General features: G+C 70.9%; 22 protein-coding genes, 1 tRNA gene and 1 other RNA gene. 5 read left to right on the forward strand and 19 right to left on the reverse strand.

What is annotated here, in order from left to right; all coding sequences use genetic code 11:
• Window positions 1-29: 29 nt before the first annotated feature.
• Window positions 30-2,099 carry a hypothetical protein gene (locus tag EV375_RS17080; RefSeq protein WP_130300188.1) on the reverse strand — a complete coding sequence of 690 codons (2,070 nt, stop codon included), beginning with the start codon at window positions 2,097-2,099 and terminating at the stop codon, window positions 30-32.
• The gene (locus tag EV375_RS17085) at window positions 2,096-2,671 is read right to left on the reverse strand and encodes a SigE family RNA polymerase sigma factor (protein ID WP_130300189.1); all 576 of its coding nucleotides are present in this window, start codon (window positions 2,669-2,671) and stop codon (window positions 2,096-2,098) included. The genes EV375_RS17080 and EV375_RS17085 overlap by 4 nt, the downstream gene beginning before the upstream one ends.
• 441 nt (window positions 2,672-3,112) lie before the next feature.
• On the opposite strand from EV375_RS17085, the gene EV375_RS17090 reads away from it, so the two are divergent.
• The gene (locus EV375_RS17090; RefSeq protein WP_486588530.1) at window positions 3,113-4,039 is read left to right on the forward strand and encodes an aminoglycoside phosphotransferase family protein; all 927 of its coding nucleotides are present in this window, start codon (window positions 3,113-3,115) and stop codon (window positions 4,037-4,039) included.
• Window positions 4,040-4,157: 118 nt separating this feature from the next.
• Here EV375_RS17090 and EV375_RS17095 read toward each other — a convergent pair whose 3' ends face one another.
• The 3 genes from EV375_RS17095 to EV375_RS17105 all read right to left on the reverse strand — a co-directional run bounded on the left by EV375_RS17095 (window position 4,158) and on the right by EV375_RS17105 (window position 7,125).
• Window positions 4,158-4,415, reverse strand: coding sequence for a hypothetical protein (locus tag EV375_RS17095; RefSeq protein ID WP_130300191.1), 258 nt, complete (start codon window positions 4,413-4,415; stop codon window positions 4,158-4,160).
• A 203-nt stretch (window positions 4,416-4,618) separates the two neighbouring features.
• Window positions 4,619-5,776, reverse strand: coding sequence for an aspartate-semialdehyde dehydrogenase (locus EV375_RS17100; RefSeq protein ID WP_130300192.1), 1,158 nt, complete (start codon window positions 5,774-5,776; stop codon window positions 4,619-4,621).
• A complete protein-coding gene (locus EV375_RS17105) occupies window positions 5,773-7,125 on the reverse strand; it encodes an aspartate kinase (RefSeq protein ID WP_130300193.1) in 1,353 nt (450 codons plus the stop codon). The genes EV375_RS17100 and EV375_RS17105 overlap by 4 nt, the downstream gene beginning before the upstream one ends.
• A gap of 453 nt (window positions 7,126-7,578) precedes the next feature.
• Here EV375_RS17105 and EV375_RS17110 point away from each other — a divergent pair, with 453 nt between their 5' ends.
• Window positions 7,579-7,944, forward strand: coding sequence for a metalloregulator ArsR/SmtB family transcription factor (locus EV375_RS17110; protein ID WP_130300194.1), 366 nt, complete (start codon window positions 7,579-7,581; stop codon window positions 7,942-7,944).
• The gene (locus tag EV375_RS17115) at window positions 7,941-8,606 is read left to right on the forward strand and encodes an SRPBCC family protein (RefSeq protein ID WP_130300195.1); all 666 of its coding nucleotides are present in this window, start codon (window positions 7,941-7,943) and stop codon (window positions 8,604-8,606) included. Before EV375_RS17110 ends, EV375_RS17115 begins: the two co-directional genes overlap by 4 nt.
• A 165-nt stretch (window positions 8,607-8,771) precedes the next feature.
• Here the strand turns inward: EV375_RS17115 and EV375_RS17120 are convergent, their stop codons facing one another.
• The 4 genes from EV375_RS17120 to EV375_RS17135 form a co-directional block, all read right to left on the reverse strand.
• Window positions 8,772-9,347, reverse strand: coding sequence for a Uma2 family endonuclease (locus tag EV375_RS17120; protein WP_130301915.1), 576 nt, complete (start codon window positions 9,345-9,347; stop codon window positions 8,772-8,774).
• A gap of 94 nt (window positions 9,348-9,441) precedes the next feature.
• Entirely contained in the window at window positions 9,442-10,515 is a 1,074-nt protein-coding gene (locus EV375_RS17125) for a hypothetical protein (protein WP_130300196.1), read from the reverse strand.
• A gap of 297 nt (window positions 10,516-10,812) precedes the next feature.
• Window positions 10,813-11,085: a DUF397 domain-containing protein gene (locus EV375_RS17130; protein ID WP_130300197.1), complete on the reverse strand. Its 273-nt coding sequence runs from the start codon at window positions 11,083-11,085 to the stop codon at window positions 10,813-10,815.
• Window positions 11,082-11,894: a Scr1 family TA system antitoxin-like transcriptional regulator gene (locus tag EV375_RS17135; protein WP_130300198.1), complete on the reverse strand. Its 813-nt coding sequence runs from the start codon at window positions 11,892-11,894 to the stop codon at window positions 11,082-11,084. The genes EV375_RS17130 and EV375_RS17135 overlap by 4 nt, the downstream gene beginning before the upstream one ends.
• A 296-nt stretch (window positions 11,895-12,190) precedes the next feature.
• Here EV375_RS17135 and EV375_RS17140 point away from each other — a divergent pair, with 296 nt between their 5' ends.
• Window positions 12,191-12,655 carry an SRPBCC family protein gene (locus tag EV375_RS17140; protein ID WP_130300199.1) on the forward strand — a complete coding sequence of 155 codons (465 nt, stop codon included), beginning with the start codon at window positions 12,191-12,193 and terminating at the stop codon, window positions 12,653-12,655.
• Here the strand turns inward: EV375_RS17140 and EV375_RS17145 are convergent.
• The 9 genes from EV375_RS17145 to ffs form a co-directional block, all read right to left on the reverse strand.
• On the reverse strand, window positions 12,644-13,069 hold the full coding sequence (locus EV375_RS17145) for a hypothetical protein (RefSeq protein WP_130300200.1): 426 nt from the start codon (window positions 13,067-13,069) through the stop codon (window positions 12,644-12,646). The two genes, EV375_RS17140 and EV375_RS17145, sit on opposite strands and share 12 nt — an antisense overlap.
• 78 nt (window positions 13,070-13,147) lie before the next feature.
• Complete coding sequence (locus tag EV375_RS17150) at window positions 13,148-13,774, reverse strand: DUF6879 family protein (RefSeq protein ID WP_130300201.1); 627 nt, start codon at window positions 13,772-13,774, stop codon at window positions 13,148-13,150.
• Window positions 13,767-14,036, reverse strand: coding sequence for a hypothetical protein (locus EV375_RS17155; protein WP_055487611.1), 270 nt, complete (start codon window positions 14,034-14,036; stop codon window positions 13,767-13,769). The genes EV375_RS17150 and EV375_RS17155 overlap by 8 nt, the downstream gene beginning before the upstream one ends.
• Window positions 14,037-14,154: 118 nt before the next feature.
• Complete coding sequence (locus EV375_RS17160; RefSeq protein WP_130300202.1) at window positions 14,155-14,430, reverse strand: DUF1905 domain-containing protein; 276 nt, start codon at window positions 14,428-14,430, stop codon at window positions 14,155-14,157.
• Window positions 14,431-14,545: 115 nt separating this feature from the next.
• On the reverse strand, window positions 14,546-15,220 hold the full coding sequence (locus EV375_RS17165; protein WP_130300203.1) for a DUF5063 domain-containing protein: 675 nt from the start codon (window positions 15,218-15,220) through the stop codon (window positions 14,546-14,548).
• On the reverse strand, window positions 15,213-15,812 hold the full coding sequence (recR, locus tag EV375_RS17170; RefSeq protein ID WP_055487608.1) for a recombination mediator RecR: 600 nt from the start codon (window positions 15,810-15,812) through the stop codon (window positions 15,213-15,215). Before recR ends, EV375_RS17165 begins: the two co-directional genes overlap by 8 nt.
• 239 nt (window positions 15,813-16,051) lie before the next feature.
• Window positions 16,052-16,402 (reverse strand): YbaB/EbfC family nucleoid-associated protein, encoded by a 351-nt coding sequence (locus tag EV375_RS17175; RefSeq protein WP_130300204.1) that lies wholly within the window; start codon window positions 16,400-16,402, stop codon window positions 16,052-16,054.
• A gap of 248 nt (window positions 16,403-16,650) precedes the next feature.
• On the reverse strand, window positions 16,651-19,239 hold the full coding sequence (locus EV375_RS17180) for a DNA polymerase III subunit gamma and tau (RefSeq protein ID WP_130300205.1): 2,589 nt from the start codon (window positions 19,237-19,239) through the stop codon (window positions 16,651-16,653).
• Between the two features lie 165 nt (window positions 19,240-19,404).
• An RNA gene (ffs, locus tag EV375_RS17185) (signal recognition particle sRNA small type) lies at window positions 19,405-19,499 on the reverse strand.
• Window positions 19,500-19,573: 74 nt separating this feature from the next.
• Between ffs and EV375_RS17190 the strand changes: the two genes are divergently transcribed.
• Window positions 19,574-19,658 (forward strand) — tRNA-Ser (locus tag EV375_RS17190).
• 80 nt (window positions 19,659-19,738) lie between these two features.
• Here the strand turns inward: EV375_RS17190 and EV375_RS17195 are convergent.
• Window positions 19,739-20,980, reverse strand: a complete 1,242-nt coding sequence (locus EV375_RS17195) for a site-specific integrase (protein WP_130300206.1) — start codon at window positions 20,978-20,980, stop codon at window positions 19,739-19,741.
• Between the last annotated feature and the right edge of the window lie 6 nt (window positions 20,981-20,986).

Genomic DNA, 20,986 nt, shown 5'->3' on the forward strand with positions numbered 1-20,986 from the left:
CCGGCCGCGTGAGCACCCCGCGGACTCCGTCAGTGGGCCGCGAGCACCCCGGTGCGGTAGAGCGTGCCGGCGCAGGCGCCCTCGAGTTCCGTGTTCGCCGCCGCAGGGTCGCCCACGTCCGGTGTGTGACTGAGGACGACGCTGGCCTTGTCGTCCGTGTCGCCCCCGCCGCCCGGGCCGCCGCCCGGTCCGCCGTCGGCGTCGCCCTCGTCGCCGCCGGTCGCGGGATCGCTCGGGCCGCCGGAGTTGCCGTTGTTGCCGCCCTGGCTGCCCTCGGGCCCGTTGCCCTCCTGCACCTTGGGCTCCGGGGTGTCGGACGAGTTGCATTCGCTGGGCACCCAGGCCCACTTGACCTCATAGGCCTGGCCGGGCTTCAGCACGAGCGCGCTCGCGGCGAGATCTGGGTCGGGAAGCGCCGTCGCGGCATCGCCCGATGTGTGGTCCAGGACGTTTATGCGGTCGACGTCGGCCTGCCCGCGCGCGGAGGCGCCGACGACGCCCTCCCCTTCGACGGTGCACGCCTCGGAGGAGGTGTTGACGACGCGGAAGGTGCCGTAGACCTTCCCCGCGGAGTCGGGGCTCTCCCTCGTCACCGAGCCGTCGCCGAGCTGCTGCCTGCCGCAGCTGGGGGCGCTCGTGGCGAGCGTGTCGTTCGGGTCGGCCCCGTCGGAACCCCCGCCCCGCGTCGGCGAAGGCGACGCCGAACCGTCGCCGCCGGCCGACTTGCCGCCGTCGGCACCGCCACCGCCCGTGCCGCTGCCCGCGCCCTGGGTGTGGCCCGCGCCGCCCGCGCCGTCGGCGCCGTGCGCCCGGTCGTCGGTGCCGCCCGCGTCGATGGACGAGTCGCCGTGGATGCCAGGGATGAGGCCCGCGCTCACCAGCCCCGGGAAGCCCACGCCCGCCAGCACGACGGCGGCCGCGGCGCCCACCAGGGCACGGCGGCGGTGCGCTCGGCGGGCCGGCACCGCCTGCCGCAGATGCGCGAGGGCTTCGGGGGACGGCTCGATGCGGTGCACGCTCTGGTGCAGCATCCGGCGGAGCGCCGCCTCGACTTCGCTGTCGTCGCCGTGGCCGTCTTCACCGCCGCCGAGGGGACCGTGTCCACCGTCGCCGCCGCTGCCCCCGCCGCCCGTGCCGCGGGGGCCGTCGCCGGAGCCGCCCCGACCGCCGTGGCCGCCCGTGGCGGGCGAGGACGCGGAGGCGTCTTCCGTCCACTGCCGGCCGTGTGCTCCGCCGTGCGGCGGCGGGGCCGGGTGCGCTGAGCCCTGGGGCTGCTCCGGCTGCCGCTGCCGGCCGAGGGGCCCGGAATCATCCGGGGAGGGCATGTCGTGTGTGTTGTCGGAATGCATGGCTGTTACCGCGTCGAGGGCCGCATCCGGCCCACCGGGGGCAGGGCGCGGCGGGTCGGGGAGGTCCGGGGGACGCGGCACGTCGGGCGCGTCCGGGGTCGAGGGTTCGCCGGGCAATGCCGGGAAGTCCTCGGGCGGGTCGGGGAGTTCGACGGGCCGGTCCAGTTCGGGCAGCTCCGGATCGTCGATCCGGGGCGGCTCCGGGATCTCGGGCTCGTCATAGATGCCGGGAGTCTCGGGGATCTCGGGGGCATCGGGGATGTCGGGCATGTCGGGGGTCTGAGGCGGCGGCGGGATGTCCGGCGTCGGCGGGATCCGCGGGCTCCGCAGCACGTCCGGTGCGTCTTCGATCTGCGGCATCTCCCCCGGGCCGTCGACGTCCGGAACCGCCGGGACGCCGGGAAGGTCCGGCAGGTCGGGAGCCTGGGGCGCCTCGTGCGGCGGGAGTTCGGGACTGTCGGGCATCTGGGGCGCGTCCGGCGCGTGCGGTGTCTCCGGCGCGTGCGGCCCGCCGGGCAGGTCGGGCTCCGCGGGGCCGGTCCCCGGGCCGTCCTGCTCGTGGGCGGCCAAAAGCGCGGCACCCGGGCGGACTTCGCTGCGGACGGTGGTGCGCGTACTGCCGTGCGGCCCCTGCTCGCAGGAACCGCCGGGCTCGGCCGGCGCCTCCTGCAACTGGCCGGCTCCGGCGAGGCGCGCAAGCTCGCGCAGGCGCCTGCTCAGGACCAGGTCCTGGTCGTGGTACGCGCTCATGAGGCCGCCTCCATCGCGACCCGGAGCGCGGCGATGCCCCGCGAGCCGTATGCCTTCACCGAGCCGATGGACAGCCCGAGCACCTCGGCTACCTGCGCCTCGGTCATGTCCGCGAAGTAGCGGAGCACCAGCACCTCGCGCTGGCGGCGTTGCAGGCCGCGCATGGCCTGGATCAGCTCGTCGCGCTCCAGTTGTTCGTACGCGCCCTCCTCGGCGCTGGCCATGTCCGGCATCGGCTTGGAGAGCAGCTTCAGACCGACGATCCTCCTGCGCAGCGCGGAACGCGAGAGGTTGACGACGGTCTGCCGCAAGTAGGCGAGGGTCTTCTCCGGTTCGCGGACGCGCTTGCGCGCCGAGTGGACGCGGATGAAGGCCTCCTGCACGACGTCCTCGCAGGATGCGGTGTCGTCCAGGAGCAGGGCCGCGAGCCCGAGCAGCGACTTGTAGTGGACTCGGTAGGTCTCGGTCAGTTGGTCGACTGTCGTGCCCGCTGTCATCGCGTCGTCAGATTCCGCGGCCTGACCGGGGACACGCGTGGGACGGGGCGCGGACCACGGCGAGATCACCGGCATGCTCCCGGTAGTGATGCCGGGGGCGCCGGGCGCCGTCGCGAGTACAGATCCGAATGCTTCCGCCACGCTTGTTGGACACACACTCCCCCTGCAGGGTTGTACGCGTTTGGCATCGTCGGGGACGACCTTTCGAACGCGCTCATGCGTACCAGCTCTTCCCGGATTGCCCTCATCGTCCCAGCGCCTCCCGAATCCAGGCAGTGGACAGAAAGACGCCTCGCCCCCCGGCGCCGGTTGCAGCGGCCGGAAGGGAGATTCTCGTCCAGGCGCCGTGTGCTGGCCAGTGCCAAGAGCTCTCCTTGGCGCAGAACTTCGCGCTGCCTACGGGATACAGCAGACGGTCGGCAGTCCACCGCGGCGCCGGGGCCGTTGCTCCGTGGCCGTTCCCGTCCCGGAAATCCGTTTGTCCGCGGGCCGCGGGGGCCCGCCAGCCTGTGCCGGGTGAGCGAAATCCCATCACGTCCGTCGATCGACGCGGCCCTCGTACGGAAGTTGATCGCCTCGCAGTTCCCGCACTGGGCGCACCTGCCGGTGACGCCCGTCACCGCGGGCGGCAACGACAACCGCACGTTCCACCTCGGCGACGCGATGACCGTCCGCCTGCCGAGCGCCGACGGGTACGCGCCCCAGGCCGAGAAGGAGCAGACGTGGCTGCCGGTGCTCGCACCGCGCCTTCCGCTGTCCGTCCCGGCCCCGCTCGCCAAGGGCGAGCCCGGGGAGGGCTATCCGTTCCGCTGGACCGTCAACCGGTGGATCGACGGGGAGACCGCGAGCAGTGAACGCATCGGTGATCTCACGGAGTTCGCCGCGGACCTCGCCGGATTCCTCACCGCACTCCAGGCCGTCGACACGTCCGGCGGGCCGCTGGCCGGGGCGCACAGCTTCTACCGCGGCGCCCCGCTCACGACGTACGACGCCGAGACGCGCCGCGCCGTCGAGGCCCTGGCGGGACGCGTCACGGCGGCCACCGCCGCCACCGCCACGGCCGCGTGGGAGACGGCCCTGAACGCGTCGTGGGAGGGCCCGCCCGTCTGGTTCCACGGCGACGTGGCAAACGGCAACCTGCTCGTCGCGGACGGACGTCTCTCCGCCGTGATCGACTTCGGATGCTCGGGCGTCGGCGATCCCGCCTGTGACCTGACGATCGCGTGGACGCTGCTGTCGGGCGAGAGCCGGGAGGCCTTCCGCGAGGCGATGTTCGCCGGCGGTCACGTCGACGCCGCCACCTGGGCGCGGGGGCGGGGATGGGCGCTGTGGAAGGCCCTCATCTCACTGGCGGGGTTCATGGGGGACGGTGCCGGCAGCGGGGCGGCCGCCGTCCTGGACGCGGTGCTGAGCGAGTACGAGGAGGAGCGCACGGCCCGGTAGAGCCCGCCGGTCCCCGTGGCGTCCGGGTCCGGTGTGCCCGGTCCGGTCGGCCCCGTCAGGCGTGCCCTGCCGCACCCGTCCTCCCCCACGGCCGTCCGATGCGGACGGCCCGCCCGCATCAGGCCTCCTCGGGGGCCGGCTCGAAGGTGAAGTAGGCGCTCAGCACGAAGGGTTCGTCCTCGTCGTGCATGAAGTCCCAGGAGACGTCCGTCAGGAAGACCTCGTGTTCCGCCACCCACTCGCCGGCCTTCCTGAAGGCGTCGGCGGCGGTCACGCCGGGGAACAGCTTCCTCGCCATGGCATGCACCTGGGTCTCGGCGTCCGAGTCGTCGAACCCCTCGGGAACCTCCAGGCAGAGACCGGGATCGAACTCCATGCGCTGCGCCCCTTCCAGTCGGCCGTCACCGGGTGCGGGCCGCCCGAGGCCCGCCCTGCGAACACGCCCGGTAGGACCGCCGCGCGCCAGTCAGGGTTGCTTCTTCCGGCGACGCGCGGCCCGCACAACGCAGCCGGACGCCACGGGCCGGACGCCACGGGCCGGACGCCGCCAACTTCCGTACGGCACCGAGGGTTGCGGCGCTACCGGCCCCGAGGGGCGCCGCCCGCGGCCCGCTCCGCCGCGACCAGCTCCGCGATCTGCGCCATGTTGAGCGCCGCGCCCTTGCGCAGGTTGTCCGCGCAGACGAACAGCTCCAGAGAGTGCGGGTCGTCCAGCGACCGCCGCACCCGCCCCGCCCAAGTGGGGTCCGTGCCCGCCACGTCGGCGGGGGTCGGGAAGTCGCCCTGCGCGGGGTCGTCGCACAGCACGACGCCCGGCGCGTTCGCCAGGATCTCGCGCGCCCTGCGGACGGACACCTCACGCTTGAACCGGGCGTGCAGGGACGTCGAGTGACCCGTGAACACGGGGACCCGGACACAGGTCGCCGCCACCGGAAGTCGCGGCAGCCCGAGCAGTTTCCTCGTCTCGTCGCGGACGGTCAGCTCCTCGGACGTCCACCCGCCCTCGCCCATCTCCCCCGTGAACGGCACCACGTTGAGCGCCACGGGCGTTCCGTACGGGTCGCCCGGGGAGGCGGCCCCGGAAGCCACGGCAGCCCCGCGCCCCTCCGCCACTGCCCGCCGGACGTCGCCGGGATGCCTGCCCAGCTCGGCACCGGCGGCCTCCGCGGACGTGACGGCCGCCATCTCGCCGCGCAGCGTCTCCACTCCGGAGCGCCCCGCGCCGGAGACGGCCTCGTACGAGGAGAGGACCAGGTCGAGCAGCCCCCACTCGCCGTGCAGGGCGCCGAGCGCGACGATCATCGAGAGGGTCGTGCAGCCGGGGCTGGCGATGACGCCGCGCGGTCTCCTGCCCACGGCCTCGCCGTTGAGCTCGGGCACGACCAGCGGCACGTCCTCCGCCATCCGGAAGGCCCTCGAACCGTCCACGACGACCGCGCCGAGGCCCGCGGCGACGGGCACCCAGCGCGCGGCGACCTGTTCCGGAACGGCGAAGACCGCCACGTCGGCGCCCTTGAGCGCTTCCTCGTTCAGCGCGCGCACGGCGGTGCCCTCGCCGCGTACGTCACGTACTCGCCCGGAGAAGCGCGGCGAGGCGATCAGGCGGATCTCGCCCCAGACGTCGGCCCGTTCCGTCAGCAGGCCGAGGAGCACCGTCCCGACGGCCCCGGTCGCACCGACGACCGCCAGGACGGGCTTGCCCGCGCGCACCCCAGCCGCACGGGCGGCGGGCGTCACCGCCCTGTGCCTCCGTAGACGACTGCCTCGTCACTCTCGCTGTCGAGCCCGAACGCGGAATGCACCGCGCGCACCGACTCGTTGACGTCGTCCTCACGCGTGACGACGGAGATGCGGATCTCGGAGGTCGAGATCAGCTCGATGTTGACCTCGGCCTGTGAGAGCGCCTCGAAGAAGGTCGCCGTCACGCCCGGGTTCGTCTTCATCCCGGCGCCGACGAGCGAGATCTTCGCGATCTGGTCGTCGTAGCGCAGCGAGTCGAACCCGATGCCGCCCTGCGCCTTCTCCAGCGCGCCGATCGCCTTGCGCCCCTCGCTCTTGGGGAGGGTGAAGGAGATGTCCGTCAGACCGGTCGACGCGGCGGAGACGTTCTGCACGACCATGTCGATGTTGACCTCGGCGTCCGCGATGGCTCGGAAGATCACCGCGGCCACACCGGGCTTGTCCGGCACTCCGACAACCGTGATCTTCGCCTCGGAGGTGTCGTGCGCGACACCCGAGATCATGGCCTGCTCCATCGACTGTTCCCCTTGCCCGCTGTCCTTGCTCTGCCCGCTCTTCAGCGCGGCCTGTGCACCCGGGGTGCCCTCGCCGTGTCCTTCGTACCCGCCCGGCGGCTCGCTGCTGACCCACGTGCCCTGGAGTCCCGAGAAGGAGGACCGGACGTGGATCGGGATGTTGTAGCGACGGGCGTACTCGACACAGCGGTGCAGGAGGACCTTCGAACCCGAGCTCGCCAGCTCCAGCATGTCCTCGAAGGAGATCCAGTCGATCTTGCGGGCCTTCTTCACGACCCGCGGGTCGGCGGTGAACACACCGTCGACGTCGGTGTAGATCTCGCAGACGTCGGCTTCCAGCGCGGCGGCCAGCGCGACGGCGGTGGTGTCGGAGCCGCCACGGCCCAGGGTGGTGATGTCCTTGCTGTCCTGCGAGACGCCCTGGAACCCGGCGACGATGGCGATGTTGCCCTCGTCGACGGACGTCTGGATCCGACCCGGCGTGACGTCGATGATCCGCGCCTTGTTGTGCGCTGAGTCGGTGATCAGGCCGGCCTGGCTTCCGGTGAACGACTGTGCCTCGTGGCCGAGGGATTTGATCGCCATCGCCAGCAGTGCCATGGAGATACGCTCTCCGGCGGTCAGCAGCATGTCGAACTCGCGCCCCGTCTGGACGGGGGAGACTTCCTTCGCGAGATCGATCAGCTCGTCCGTCGTGTCACCCATCGCCGAGACCACGACGACAACCTGGTTGCCGTTCTTCTTGGCCTCGACGATCCGCTTGGCAACGCGCTTGATGCCCTCGGCATCGGCAACGGAGGAGCCGCCGTACTTCTGCACGACAAGGCCCACGTGTGCTCGCTCCTCGATTCTCAAGTCCTCGCGCCCTTCCCCTGGCTGCCTGAGCGGCCGGGGCGACTTCCGTACGGAAGTCCTCGGGTCGGCTCATTTTACCGAGAAGGCGTGGCGCCCTCTCGTCCAGCGAGCAACCCTGCCCGCTCACAGGGCGTCCACACGGGAACGTAAGCCAGGTCACACACGGACGGACAGGCACGGACGGGGCGAAGAGCCCGCCAGGCGGCGCCCGCGACCCGTGGCGGCCCGTTGACCCTGCTCCCCGGGCAGGCCGCCGCAACGCCGCGTCCCGTCGGCCGGTGGCGGGGCGGCTCCGACGCGGCTGCCGGATGCCGGATGCCGTCACACGGTGTGATGGCGCGGGTGAGTACCGTACGCGCCCGGCGGCTCGGGGAAGGAAGCATGTTTCAGCTCTGGCTTATATAAGCAGCGACTGCATATAGTGCTCCCGTGCACGCATTGGATGTCCTGGGAGACCCGGTGCGCCGCCGGATACTCGAACTCCTCGCCGACGGCGAGCAGACCTCGGGGGCCGTCGGCGCCGTGATCCGGGCCGAGTTCGGCATCTCCCAGCCCGCCGTCTCCCAGCACCTGCGGATGCTGCGCGAGACGGGCTTCGCCTCCGTACGGGCCGAGGGCACCCGGCGGCTCTACGCCGTCGAAGCCGCTCCCCTGCGCGAGGTCGACACATGGCTCGAGCGCTTCCGGGGCTTCTGGGAACAGCGGCTGGACGCGCTCGGCACGGAACTGGCGCGCGGCAAGCGCGAACGCCGCACGAGAGGCGCCGGCACGGACAGCGGCAAGGAGCAGCGATGAGCGACGACATCGTCGACCAGATCAACGCCATCCACCGGAAGGTGGGCAGCCGGCGCGTGGGCGAGGAGGAGGCCCACACCGTCCTGCTGCGGCGGACGTACAACGCCGCGGCCGAGGACGTCTGGGACGCCTGCACGGACCCCGAACGCATCTCCCGGTGGTTCCTCCCCGTCAGCGGCGACCTGAAGCTTGGCGGCCACTACCAGCTCGAAGGCAACGCGGGCGGCGAGATCCTGCGCTGCGAGCCGCCCCGGCTCCTCAAGGTGAGCTGGGTGATGGGTGAGAGCCCCGGTTTCAGCGAGGTCGAGGTGCGGCTGACACCCGAGGGGCCCGAGGGAGCGGAGAAGACCCACTTCGAACTGGAGCACGTCGCGGTCGTACCGCCCGAGTTCTGGGACCAGTTCGGCCCCGGAGCCGTCGGCGTCGGCTGGGACCTCACGCTGCTCGGCCTCGGGATGCATCTGCGCGGCGAGTCGGTCGGCGATCACGAGAAGTTCGAAACGAGCGACGAGGGGCGGGAGTTGATGACCCGCAGCAGCGAAGCGTGGGGGGCCGCGTACGAGGCCTCCGGCGCACCGGCGGACGTGGTCGCGGCGGCGGTTCGCGGTACTACGGCCTTCTACGTGCCGCCGCGCGAGGACGGCGAGGGCGGGGAGGGCTGACCGGGGACTGACCGGGGATCGGAGCCGGGTCCGGCATGGGCAGGTCATGGCCCTCGGCCCGCAAGAGCGGCAACGAGCCGCTCGGAGCAGTGTCCTGCCCGGCTCTCCGGTGACTCATCCCGGTCCGCGCCACCGCACCCTCGACGGTGGCGGGCACGACAACGCTCAGCGGACGTAGTCCTTCAGCTTCTCCGTCTCCAGCGTGATCCCGACCGGGTCCGGCAACTCCACCACCGCACCGAAGGGATGCGTTGCACGGATCCGGTACGTACCGCCGTCCGGCTCGCTGTAGACCACCACACTGCACGTCTCGCGGTCGACAAGGAGGTAGACGGGGATGTCGGCTGCGGCGTACCCGTCCCTCTTCTCCCTGCGGTCACGGCGATCGGTGTCAGGGTCAGGCGAGGTGACTTCCAGCACCATCAGAACCCCGTCGGGATCGGCCCACTCTCCCTGTCCGACGAAATGGTCCAGGGGTGCCAGAGCGCCATCCGGGCGGGCCCTCCCCTTTCTGTATCCATCGACCCTCAGCCCCTGTTCCGGATACACGCGCAGTTCCGGCCTCTGCTGCATACAACGCTCCAGGAGCCACATCACGATGGCTCCGTGGTCCCCGTCCGGCACCGGCTTGACCTCAAGCTTTCCGTCGATGAACTCCAGCGTCACGGTCTCGGGCGCTGAACGGGCGAGCTCCTCGAAGTCCTCGACGAGCATCTGGGGCCGGTCGGCAGTGGGGGTCATGGTGTCGCCTCCTCCCCTCCATGCTGCCCCGGCGGGTGGCGCTATGTCCTGCAACGTCATCCGTGATTCCTTTCGGCTGCGGTGGGACACGAAGTCACGCGGCTGTCGGCTGACAAGAGACGGCGGAGCGCGGGCCTGTAGCCGCACGTACCGCTTCGCGGACCCGCGCCGCGAGGCGGCGGACCTGGTCCCGGTCGAGACCGCTCCGTTCCGGTTCGGGCTCACCCCGGCAACGGCGGCACAGGCCGCCCGGCAACGCCGCTGCCGTGCCGGGGACTCCGCAGTCGGTGCACTCCAGCCGCAGGCGGGGTTCTCGTTGCCGTGGCTCCGTCGGCCCGCCTGGTTCATCCACAGCTGTGGACACGGGCTCGGGCGGGAGCTTGTCGAGCAGACGTCTGCGGAGCAGCCCCGCGGGGCTGTGCACGGTCGGGGGCAGGCCGCCGGTCATGGCGTACACGAAGCGCGCACCTCGCACACCGCGCCGCAGCCACTCCGCGGCCAAGGTCTCCAGGGCGGCGCAGTCGGCCGCCGAGAGCACCAGGCGGGGGTCGTGCCGGGCGAGGCCCGCCAACGCCGCGTACACCTCGGAACGTTGGGGGCGTACGGGCGCGGAAACCGGAGCGGGGGGTGGCTGCTGCACCGACGGGGTCGGCGGAGCGGTCGAGGTCGGCGGAGCAGCAGGGGGCGGCGGAGCGGTCGAGGTCGGCGGAGCAGCAGGGGGCGGCGGTGCAGCCGGGATCGGCAAGCAATCACGGTCGCCGTGGACGACTTCGCGCACGTCCGCACACCCGTCGAGAAACTCCGTCCACCAGTCCTCGGTGCGGGCGATGCGCGAGAAGTACGTGCGCGTCACATGCTGCGGGCGCCCTACGCCCAACAAGCCACCCACGCGCCGGAGATGACCCACCCGCGACAGCTCGCGCAGCGCTGAGCGGCACGCCTGCTGGCCGTAGTGCGGCTGGCTCTTGGCGAGGGTCTTCACGTCGATCGCGGCGCCCTCGGGGAGCGAGTCGATGAACGCCGCCAGGTACGCCTCCCGCACGGGCAGATGCACGAAGTCGCCTGTGGCGAGACCCCGTTGCTTCGAGGCGAGCCGCTTGCCGAACCCCGGCCTGGCCATGGGATGTGCGGAGACGGGCGGGGCGGAGATAAAGTCTGTGGAAGCCATGAGGTCGGGGTTCGCCGATCTTGTAGGTCAGACCCCGGTCGGTGTTCCAGCACCTGCCGGGGTTGTTTTGTTGTGAAGAACGCTAACCACACATGACGATCTGCCGCAAACGCGTCACGCGCGGTCATCGCCGCTGGTATTGGCGCAACTTGGGGCGGGTGGGCGGGGAGAGACCTACCACCCATTCCTTACAAAAACGGCTCGGACCCCGGCGCTCGATGCTCGGCGCTCGGGGTCCGGCGCTGACGCGGGCGGCGTCGTCAGCCGATCGTGTGGCGGGTGGTGATCGGTGATGCGTTACGCGACCGTCGCCCCGGCGGCCAGCCCGACGAACGCCGCCCAAGCGCCGAGCGCCACGGTGAGCTGCGGCCCGTCCGCCTCCTTCGAGTCCCGCACATGCACGGCGCTCGGGCACGCGGCGAACTCGACACAGGCGCCGCCCTCATCACCGCTGTAGCTGGACTTGCGCCATCCGACGGCGACTTCGACGCAGTTGTCCCCTTGCGAGCTGCTGTAACTGGACTTGAACCAGGTCAAGTCGGGGACGATTGCTGCCTGTTCAGCACTCATAGGTCTCCTAGCCTCTGCTTGAGCAGCCCCGCAGACTCCTCGGGGGAGAGGGCCTGCGCTCGCAGAATCCCATACGCCTGGTTCAACTCACTGACGTCTGACGGGTTTGTGATCAGGAAGCTGCCTCGGGGACCTTCGAAGTACGCGACTCTCTGGCACTCCGCCGTCTCAAGCAGGTACATGGGACCGGCTGTGGCTCCCGTGGGAACCCGCTCCGTGGGCATGACCTGAAGCGTGAGCGTGCGCCTCTCCGAACACTCCAAGAGGCGCTGAATCTGCCCCCTCATCGTCTCGACGCCACCGAAGCACCGCTGAAGCAATGCCTGTTCCACAATGACGCTCATCGCCAGCGGCGGCTTCCGTGCCAGAACTGCCTGCCGCTCCAACCTTGCCTCGATGCGGCGTTCGATCTCCTCGTCGTCCAGGGGTGGCCAATTGCTCTGAAACACCGCGCGCGCGTATGCCTCGGTCTGCAGAAGTCCCGGGAAGACCCGGTTCTCGTAAACGTCCAGACTCGCCGCCTCCGCCTCGTACTGCGCGTACTCCTCGAACCAGTCGGGGTACTTGGACCGTACGATCTTGCTCGCCGCGTCCCGGAGCATGCCGCCGGCGTCGAACAGCGTCTCCGCCGTCTCGACCAGGTCGGGCGCGGGCATCCGCCGCCCCTTCTCCACCGACGCCACGGTCTCCAGCGCGTAGCCCGCCTCGTCGGCGAGCTGCTCGCGGCTGTACCGCGCCCGCGTACGCCACAGCCGCAGCTGGCTGCCGAACATCCGCATGGTCGCCGACGAGTTGTCCTTCTCCGCCACTCCCCACCTCCGCTGACACCCTGCGTGCCCGTCCCGTAACGGGAGGCTATGCAGTGCTCACGCACCGTGTACGGCGGTTGCCGGAAGTGCTCCGGAATCCGTGGCTGCCGACGCACGCCAACTGCCGTGCTCGCAGGGGATGCAGCGGCACGGACGCACGCCCTGTGTCGGGGACCGGGCCCGACTCCCGGGGCCCGGCCTCTCGACGCCCGCGCTCCGTTGCCGGAAACTACTGGTCTGATTCCGGCCAAGGGGCTGGAATCGGACCCCGGTTCCCCGACGGAAGGGCTCGTTCGATGACCGCGTGGCAGGTGACGGCGGAGCTCCGCATCGCGGCTCCCATGGAGCGCGTGTGGGAAGCACTGACCGACATCGAGGGCTCGCCCGGGAGGATCGCCGGCATCGAGCGCGTGGAGGTTCTCAGCGAAGGGCCCTTCGCAGTCGGCACACGCTGGCGCGAGACCCGCCGCATATTCGGCAAGGAAGTCACCGAGGAGATGCACGTGACCGCCGCCGAGGCCCCCGCGCGGTATGTGGTCGAGTCCGATTCGCGCGGCGTGCACCACACTTCGCAGTTCACGCTCACCGCCGAGCCGGACGGCGCCACCACCGTACGGCTGGTCATCGACTCGGAGACGGAGAAGAAGAGCCTGGAGGGCGCGATGGGGAAGTTCCTCGGCGGGATCGGCTCCAAGGCCGTGGCGAAGGCGGTGACGAAGGACCTCGAAGACGTCGCCGCGGCCGTCGAGTCATCCGCCTAGCTCGTCCCGGAAGTCCGAGGCGCGCCCCTCCTGTTCGGCAGCCGTCAGCCGGGCCTCGACGTCCGCCCGCATCCGGCACGCACGAGCGTCGTCGTAGTCGGCAACGAGTCGCAGGCACTCGGTCCAGTGACCGCGCGACGCTGCCGGATCGTCCCCGTGCACGGCGCGGGCGAGCCCGTCGAGGGCGACGGCCTCGCTCCACGCGTCGCCCAGTTCACGGTGCGCCGCCGCGGCCCGGCGGTGGAATCCGGCGGCTTCCTCGTCACGCCCGAGCAGTCGGTACGTGCGGTTGACGAAGTGCCGTAAGTCTCGCGGCAGTTGGCGTGGCGGCGGGTGGTGACCGGGTCCCTGCCCCGGCTCGCTGTGGCGGCCGTGGAAGTGGACTCCGCCGGTGACCTGCCCTGCCTGCACCACATCGCGTGAGGACCCCGACAGGTCCGAGTGCGTACTGCCGAGGTTCGGTTCGCTTCCGCTGCTGTTACCGATGGTCTGCTACCTGGTCGTCATGGGGGCGGGCAAGTGTGACACGTACCGGTCGACGTAGGAGGCGATCTCTTCGCCGTCCTCGTAGAGCTGCCGGATGAACCCCTCCCAGCGGGCGATCAGGCCGGCATCGGTGTAGCGGACGCCTCCGTGGAGAAGCCCCTCGTCCGTGTAGAGGACTTCATAGAGCACGTGCCCGCCCAGTACGACGACTTCCGGCAATGGCGCAACCAGCTCGAAGGACCGCAACCCCTCGCCGTCGACCACCCGTACCGGCATTCCGCTCTCACCCTGCACCCGCAAGGAGTGCAACTCCCACTGCATGTACGGAGTCAGCGGCTCCTCCACGACGCGCACACGGTGGAAGACGGTTTCCCGCTCCCTGTCCCCCTGGGCGATGCGCTGCCAGTGGCTCCGCCGCTCAGCGGTCAGACGCAGCGACTCCTGCCATTCACCACGGCGGAAGGCCTCCCAGCTGGGAGAGGACAACTCCTGGAAGTGCTGCCGCCGTTCGAACTTCCAGCTGTCCCGGCCGGTGACCGCCTCGTCCCGGTGCCGGAAGTCACGCCTGTACTCTTCGAGTTCGAGCCGGTCGCCCTGCGATCGGTCGAGGGCGAGGAGGTCGCGGTCACCCATCGCCGATGTCCGGCTTGGCGGCGCGCAGAGTGACGCCGGGGATGACGACCAGCCGTTCGTCGGCGGCGATGGAAGCGTCCGCGGGAAGGCGCGACTCGTAATCAGCGGTGAGGTCCCTGCCGATGACAGCGATGTCGCCGTTGTCCAACTCCCAGATGTCCGGGCAGCCGTCCCTGCCGTCGGTGTTGCCCAGTTCCGCGGCCGATTTCCCCAGCCGCCGCTTGAATAACGCGGACGGATCCGCTTCCCACGCGCGAGCCACGTCCGCACCTCCGCCGACACGACGACCAGTCGTCACGGAGTGTAAGAGGACCGATCACGCACCGCAATGCGACAACAGGCCACGATCCGCCGAGCCGAGGCAGGGTCCCGGTCACACGTCACTGCCGCCCGTCGATCCGTTCCTCCAGGTGGACGGTCACCGTCGCCCCCGCCTCCTTGCCGATCGCCTTCCGCACCTCGGCCTTCACGGGCAGCTTGTGCGTGCCGTCGCCCAGCGCCATGAACGAACTCTGGAAGGGATGCCCGTCGATGGTGCCGCGGACCTTCACCAGGCCCCGGGTGCCGAAGTACTCGACGGAGTCGGGCCACAGGACGTACGTCGACCCGCCCACATCCGGGCCCTTGCGCAGCATCGCGGTGAACTGTTTGTCCATGGCCGGCACGCCTTCCTCGTTGTCGGCTTCGCGGTCCTGCAAGTGGCGACCGCGGACGGCGCGGAAATTCATCGCCGGCCGGCCGGAGAAAGCGTGCGCTGCGCGCCAGGAGGTGTCAGCGCCTGCCGTCGTCCGGCTGCATGCCCAGCGGGACTCCGATCTCGGCTGCCATCACGGCGCCGGCCTCCTTCTCCAGCGCGCCGTCGTCGTCGGAGAGGCCGCTGTCCGTGTCCAGGCCGTCCAGTTCGCGCAGCGGCGTGTCGAGCCGCACGTGCGCGACGAGGGACTGCAGGGCCCGCAGAGCGGCGGAGGCGGTGGTGCCCCAGTTCGACAGGTACGAGAACTGCCACCACCACAGGGCCTCGCTGACCCTGCCCTCGCTGTAGTGCGCCATGCCGTGCCGCAGATCGGTGATCACGTCGGCGAGGTCGTCGGAGATGCGGCAGGGGACGGGTGCGGTGCGCGGCTCGTACGGGTCGAAGACCTCGGAGTAGACGTCGACGGGGTCGAGAAGCGCGGCGAGCTTGAGGCGCATCTCGTCGACGTCCGACTCGGGACCGATGTCCGGCTCGTACCGCTCGACGGGCACGAAGTCCTCGTGGGCTCCCAACCGGCCGCCCGCGAGCAGGAGTTGGGACAGCTCCAGAAGCAGATAAGGGACCGCGCTGTCGGGGTCGTCGCCCTTCGCCACCTCGGTCACCGACACGATGAAACTCTCGATCTGGTCGGAGATCTGGACGGCGAAGTCGTCCGGGTTGTTCTCGATCGCGTTCAGTGTGGCCTCAGACATCGAGCAACCTTCTTCCCTCGAAGGCCCGCCCCAGCGTGACCTCGTCCGCGTACTCCAAGTCTCCCCCGACGGGGAGTCCGCTTGCCAGGCGCGTCACTTTCAGCCCCATGCTGGAGACCATACGCGCGAGGTATGTGGCCGTCGCCTCCCCCTCGAGATTCGGATCGGTGGCCAGGATCAACTCCGTTACGGCGCCGTCCGCCAGCCGCGCCATCAGCTCGCGGATGCGCAGATCGTCGGGCCCCACACCCTCGATGGGGCTGATAGCGCCGCCGAGCACGTGGTAGCGGCCGCGGAACTCCCGCGTCCGCTCGATCGCGACGACGTCCTTCGGCTCCTCGACCACGCAGATGACGCTCCCGTCACGGCGTGTGTCCAGGCAGACGCGGCACTTCTCCTCCTGCGCGACGTTGCCGCACACCTCACAGAACCGGACCTTCTCCTTGACCTCGGTCAGGGCGTGCGCGAGGCGGCGTACGTCGGCGGGTTCGGCCTGGAGGATGTGGAAAGCGATCCGCTGCGCGCTCTTGGGACCGACGCCCGGCAGCCTGCCGAGTTCGTCGATGAGGTCCTGAACCACGCCTTCGTACACGGATTCTCCCGATTCTGCCGCCGGACTCGTCCCGCCGGCCTTCCGCCTGCTTCCGCTTCCGGCCGTCGATGAACGACCGCCGCGGAACGGTGAGTTGTCACGCCGCTCTCGCCCCGTGCGCCACCGGCGGGCGGAGCCCCGCACGCTCACCGCAGGCCGTCGGGCGACTCTCCCGTGACGGCACTCACCAGGTGAACGAGCCGGGACCCCGCGACCGTTCCGTCAGCAGGGCACCGGCGTCAGAACGGAAGCCCCGGCGTGCCGCCGCCTCCGCCCATGCCCTGAGCGAGCGGGCCGAGCTTCTGCTGCTGGAGTTGTTCTGCGCTCGCAGTCGCATCGCGCACGGCCGCGAGCACGAGGTCGGCGAGGGTCTCGGTGTCCTCCGGGTCCACCGCCTTCGGATCGATGACGAGGCCCTCGAGCTCTCCCGTTCCGTTCACGCTCGCCCTGACCAGGCCACCGCCGGAGGAACCCTCGACGATCGTCTCGGCCAGCTCCTGCTGAGCCGCGGCGAGGTCCTGCTGCATCTTCTGGGCCTGCTGCAACAGCTGCTGCATGTCGGGCTGGCCCCCACCATCACCGGGAATCACGACTTGGCTCCTGGCTCGTCGACGACGTCTTGTCAACACCGCGCGCCGGGCCGCAGTGCACGGTGCACGCACGGCGCGTGTCCTTCGCGCGGTCCACGCCGTACGGCTGCTTCACCTGCCTCGGACAGATGCCGTACGCGCGGTTGTTCATCTTGTAGTCGAGCCTACGTGCTCTGCGCCGACCCCGCTGACCCTGCACCCAACCCACCCCTCGACCACCCGGAACGGGACGGAACGCAACGAAAACGTCATTCGTGATCGAACTCCTCGATCACCGTGGCCCCCAGTTCGCGCATGATCAAGTCATGGCCGGAGAGGGCGGATTCATCGAGATCGGGATCGTCCTCCGCGGGCACGTCGTCCTCGAGCGCGCCGCGGTACGCGGAGGCCGCCGGCGCCGCGGCACCCTGCGGCCCCGAGGGGCCCGGAACCGCCCCGTTCGGCGCCCGGCCCGAACCGGACGCCCCGGCGGACTGCGCGGCTCCGGGGGCGACCTGCGCCGTGGCGAGTGCCTGACGAGCGCCCGCGGCACCGCCCCCGGAACCCTGACCCTGGGGCGACGGCCCGGCACCGCCGGTACCCGGCCCAGAGGACGAGCCGGGAGCCCGCTGCCCCGACGGGGAGAACTGCGCGGCCGGAGAGGCGGAGGGCGCCGATGATCCACCGCCCGCGCCGCCGCCGAAGCCGCCACCACCGCCGAAGCCGCCACCCGGTGCGGCGCCCCCGCCACCCGGCGGGCCGCCCGGGCCTCTCGCGCCCGGGCCGCCGCCCCCGGAGGGGTCGACGATCGCCTCGACCTTCCACTGCACGCCCAGCGCATCGTTCAGCGCCTGGAGCAGCACGTCCTCGCTGCCGCCGCCCACGAAGCTGTCGCGAGCGCCGGAGTTGGAGAAACCGAGCTGGAGCGTGGCGCCGTCGAAGCCGACGACCTGGGCGTTCTGGCTCAGCAGAATCCAGGTGAAACGGCGCCGGTTCTTCACCGCCTCCAGGATCTGCGGCCACATCTGCCGCACCTGGGCAGCACCCTGGGAGGCGTCCTGCGACGGGCCCCGAGACGCTTCCCGGGGGGTGTCCCGAGACGCTTCCCGGGGGGTGTCCCGCGCGGCCGGAGCCGGCGCGGACTCCGCGTCCGCGTGCCGCGGCGCGGGCTCGGCGGGCTCCGCCTGCGCGCCCGGGCCCTGCTGCGCAGCGCCGCCGCCCGGCCAGGCACCGGGCGGACGGGAGGGCTCCCGAGGGGGCGCTTCATCCTGCGCGGGCGCGCCGGCGCCCTCGTCCCCGGAGCCGTCCCCGGCCCAGGGCCCGGACCCTGCAGCGGCCCCCGCACCGGCCCCCGCACCGGTGCATGCACCGTCCCCTGCGCCAGCCCCTGCGCCAGCCCCTGCGCCGGCTCCCGTCGACGAGGGCCACGCGCCCGGCCGCCTGCCGCCGCCACCCGACGGAGGCGGGGAAGCCGGAGCGCCCGCGCCGCCGCTGGACAGCTCGCCGGAGGGCGCCGGCGCGGCGGACCGGTCCGCCGCGGGCCCCGCGTCCGCATGCTGTGCCTGCTCACCGGCCCTCACGTTCGCGGCGGAAGCGGCCTGCGGAGCCGGAGGTGCCGCAGCGGCCTGCGCCGCCGGAGGCCCTTCCGGCGGCGCCGCCTGCACGGGCGCCGCGGAGCCCCCCGCGGCGCTCGCGAAGGCCGCGCCCCGCTCCAGCCGGTCGAGCCGCGCCTGCACCGAACGCTCGTCCCCGTACGCCGCCGGCAACAGCACCCGCGCACAGATCAACTCCAGCTGCAGCCGCGGCGATGTCGCTCCGCGCATCTCGGTCAGGCCGGTGTTGACGACGTCGGCCGCGCGGCTGAGTTCGGCGGCTCCGAAGGACACGGCCTGTGCCCTCATACCCTCGACCACCTCGACCGGGGCGTCGATCAGCCCCTTTTCCACTGCCTCCGGGACGGCGGCGATGATCACCAAGTCCCGCAGCCGCTCCAGGAGATCCGTCACGAAACGCCGCGGATCGTGACCGCCCTCGATGACGCGGTCGACGATCTCGAACGCCTTGGCCCCGTCGCCCGCCGCGAACGCCTCCACGACGCCGTCCAGCAGCGCGCTGTCGGTGTATCCGAGCAGGGCCGTGGCCATCGCGTACGTCACACCGTTCTCACCGGCGCCCGCCAGCAGCTGGTCCATGACCGACATCGCGTCCCGCACCGACCCGGCGCCCGCCCGTACGGCGAGCGGCAGCACGGATTCCTCGACGGGGATCGACTCCTGCTCACACACCTCGGCCAGATGGTCACGCAGAGTTCCCGGCGGCACGAGCCGGAACGGATAGTGGTGCGTACGCGAGCGGATCGTGCCGATGACCTTCTCCGGCTCGGTCGTCGCGAAGATGAACTTCAGGTGCTCGGGCGGCTCTTCGACCACCTTCAGCAGGGCGTTGAAGCCCGCCGAGGTGACCATGTGCGCCTCGTCGACGATATAGATCTTGTAACGGCTCGATGCCGGCCCGAAGAACGCCTTCTCCCTCAACTCACGTGCGTCGTCCACGCCTCCGTGCGACGCCGCGTCGATCTCGATCACGTCGATCGAGCCGGGACCGTTGCGCGCGAGATCCAGGCAGGAGCGGCACTCACCGCACGGCGAAGGCGTCGGCCCCTGCTCGCAGTTGAGGCAGCGGGCGAGGATGCGCGCACTGGTCGTCTTGCCGCAGCCGCGCGGCCCGCTGAAGAGATACGCGTGATTGACGCGGTTGTTGCGCAGAGCCTGCTGAAGCGGCTCGGTCACATGCTCTTGCCCGATGACCTCGGCGAAGGTCTCGGGGCGATACCGGCGGTACAGGGCGAGGGACGACACACCCCCGACGATATCGGTGCGGACCGACAACCCGCGCCGCGCTCACCCCACCCACCGGCCACCCGCACACAAGCACGGGAGCAGCGCCCGGAACGGGGCCCGGAAACGGCGTCCGCGAACGAGCCCCGGCCGCGCCGAAACCGGCCCCGGACCGCCCTCACCCACGCGAACGCCCCTCACGCACCCGCCAGAGCCCTCCTACCCTTGCTGCCTTCCGGCCCTGGGGGAGTTCAGAGAGATAGCGCCACGTGAGGGGCTGCGGCCAACAGTACCCGATGGCCGTACCGGGGATCGAGTTCGCGAGCACGCCTCGACGTCTTGTAGTGTTTGCGGCGGAGGATTCGCCTAGTGGCCTAGGGCGCACGCTTGGAAAGCGTGTTGGGGGCAACCCCTCACGAGTTCGAATCTCGTATCCTCCGCCGTGCCTCACCGGGCACAACGAAAGGCCCCGACCGCTCGCCGGTCGGGGCCTTCGTCGTTCTCCGTCTCAGTTTCCGTCTCAGTCAGCCTTCGGAGGCTCCCAGAGCGCGTCGCCGACCTGCTGAGCCACCTTCCGCAGCATCGATCCGGTGACGTGCATGTACCGGGCGCGCATCCGGGCCGCTCCCCCAGGCTCCCATCCCATGATCGAGTCGACCACGACGTCCGGGACGCCGAGGAGGAGCAAGACCGTGGCCGCCGTGTGGCGAGCGTCGTGGAGCCGGCCGTCCCTGACCCCGGCGTCTCTCAGCAGCCGCTTCCAGACATGGAAGTCGGTGTTCGGACTCAGCGGTCCACCCGTCGGCGAGGCGAAGACATACCCCTTGTCCTCCCAGTCGGCCCCTGCCGCGGTCCGTTCCCGCGTCTGCTCCTCTTGGTGCTGGCGAAGCAGCTTGATCAGCGGATCGGGCAGACCGATGGTTCGCCGTCCGGCGCGGGACTTGGTCGACTTGTGCTCGCGGCGGATCTGCTCGCGCTGGGGACAGTAGCCCGCCTTTCGGCCGCACGGTGAACTGCCGCAACCGTGGCGGTACTTCGGACGAAGTCGGCTCTTGCGGATGCGTGCGTACCCCGCGTCCAGGTCGACGTCTTCCCACTGGAGCCCGAGGGCTTCCCCTTGCCGAAGACCGAGCGCCAGCGCAACGACCCACCTCGCACTGTTGCGTAGCTTCGACGCCTCCACCAGCAGGCTCTGCACCTCTTCGATGCTGTACGGCTCGATGTCCTCCTCTTCGAGGCGTGGCGCCTTTGCGATCTCCGCCACGTTCTTCGAAACATGACCACGCCGTACGGCTTCGCTGAGGGCCACCCGGATCGTGCGGTGCACGTGATGAGCGGTCCCAGCCGAGCTGCCGTTGCCCTGCATCCTCCGATAGAAGCGTTCCAGGTGTTCCGGCTCCAGGCGTTCCAGGCGATGCGCTCCCAGGCCGGGCACCAGATGCACCCGGACGTCCACCTCGTAGCCGTCGTAAGAGTTCTCGGAGACGTAGGGCTTGGCGATGTTCTCGACCCAGTGCTCCAGCCAGCTCTGCACCGTCCATCCACCGGTGCCCGGCTTCCGTAGGCGATTCTCGTCCCGCTCGCGTTCCATCGCCCGCACGGCTTTGGTGACTTCGGGCTTGGTCTTGCGTTCGATGTGACGACGGTCCGGCTTACCGTTGTCCTTGACACCGACCGTCACACGGCCATGCCACTTGCCGTCCTTTCCGAAGTAGATGGAGGAGGCGCCGTTCGGCTGTCGGGTGCGCTTCTTCTCAGCCATAACCAC

The organism is Streptomyces sp. CNZ301 (genome assembly GCF_004217425.1).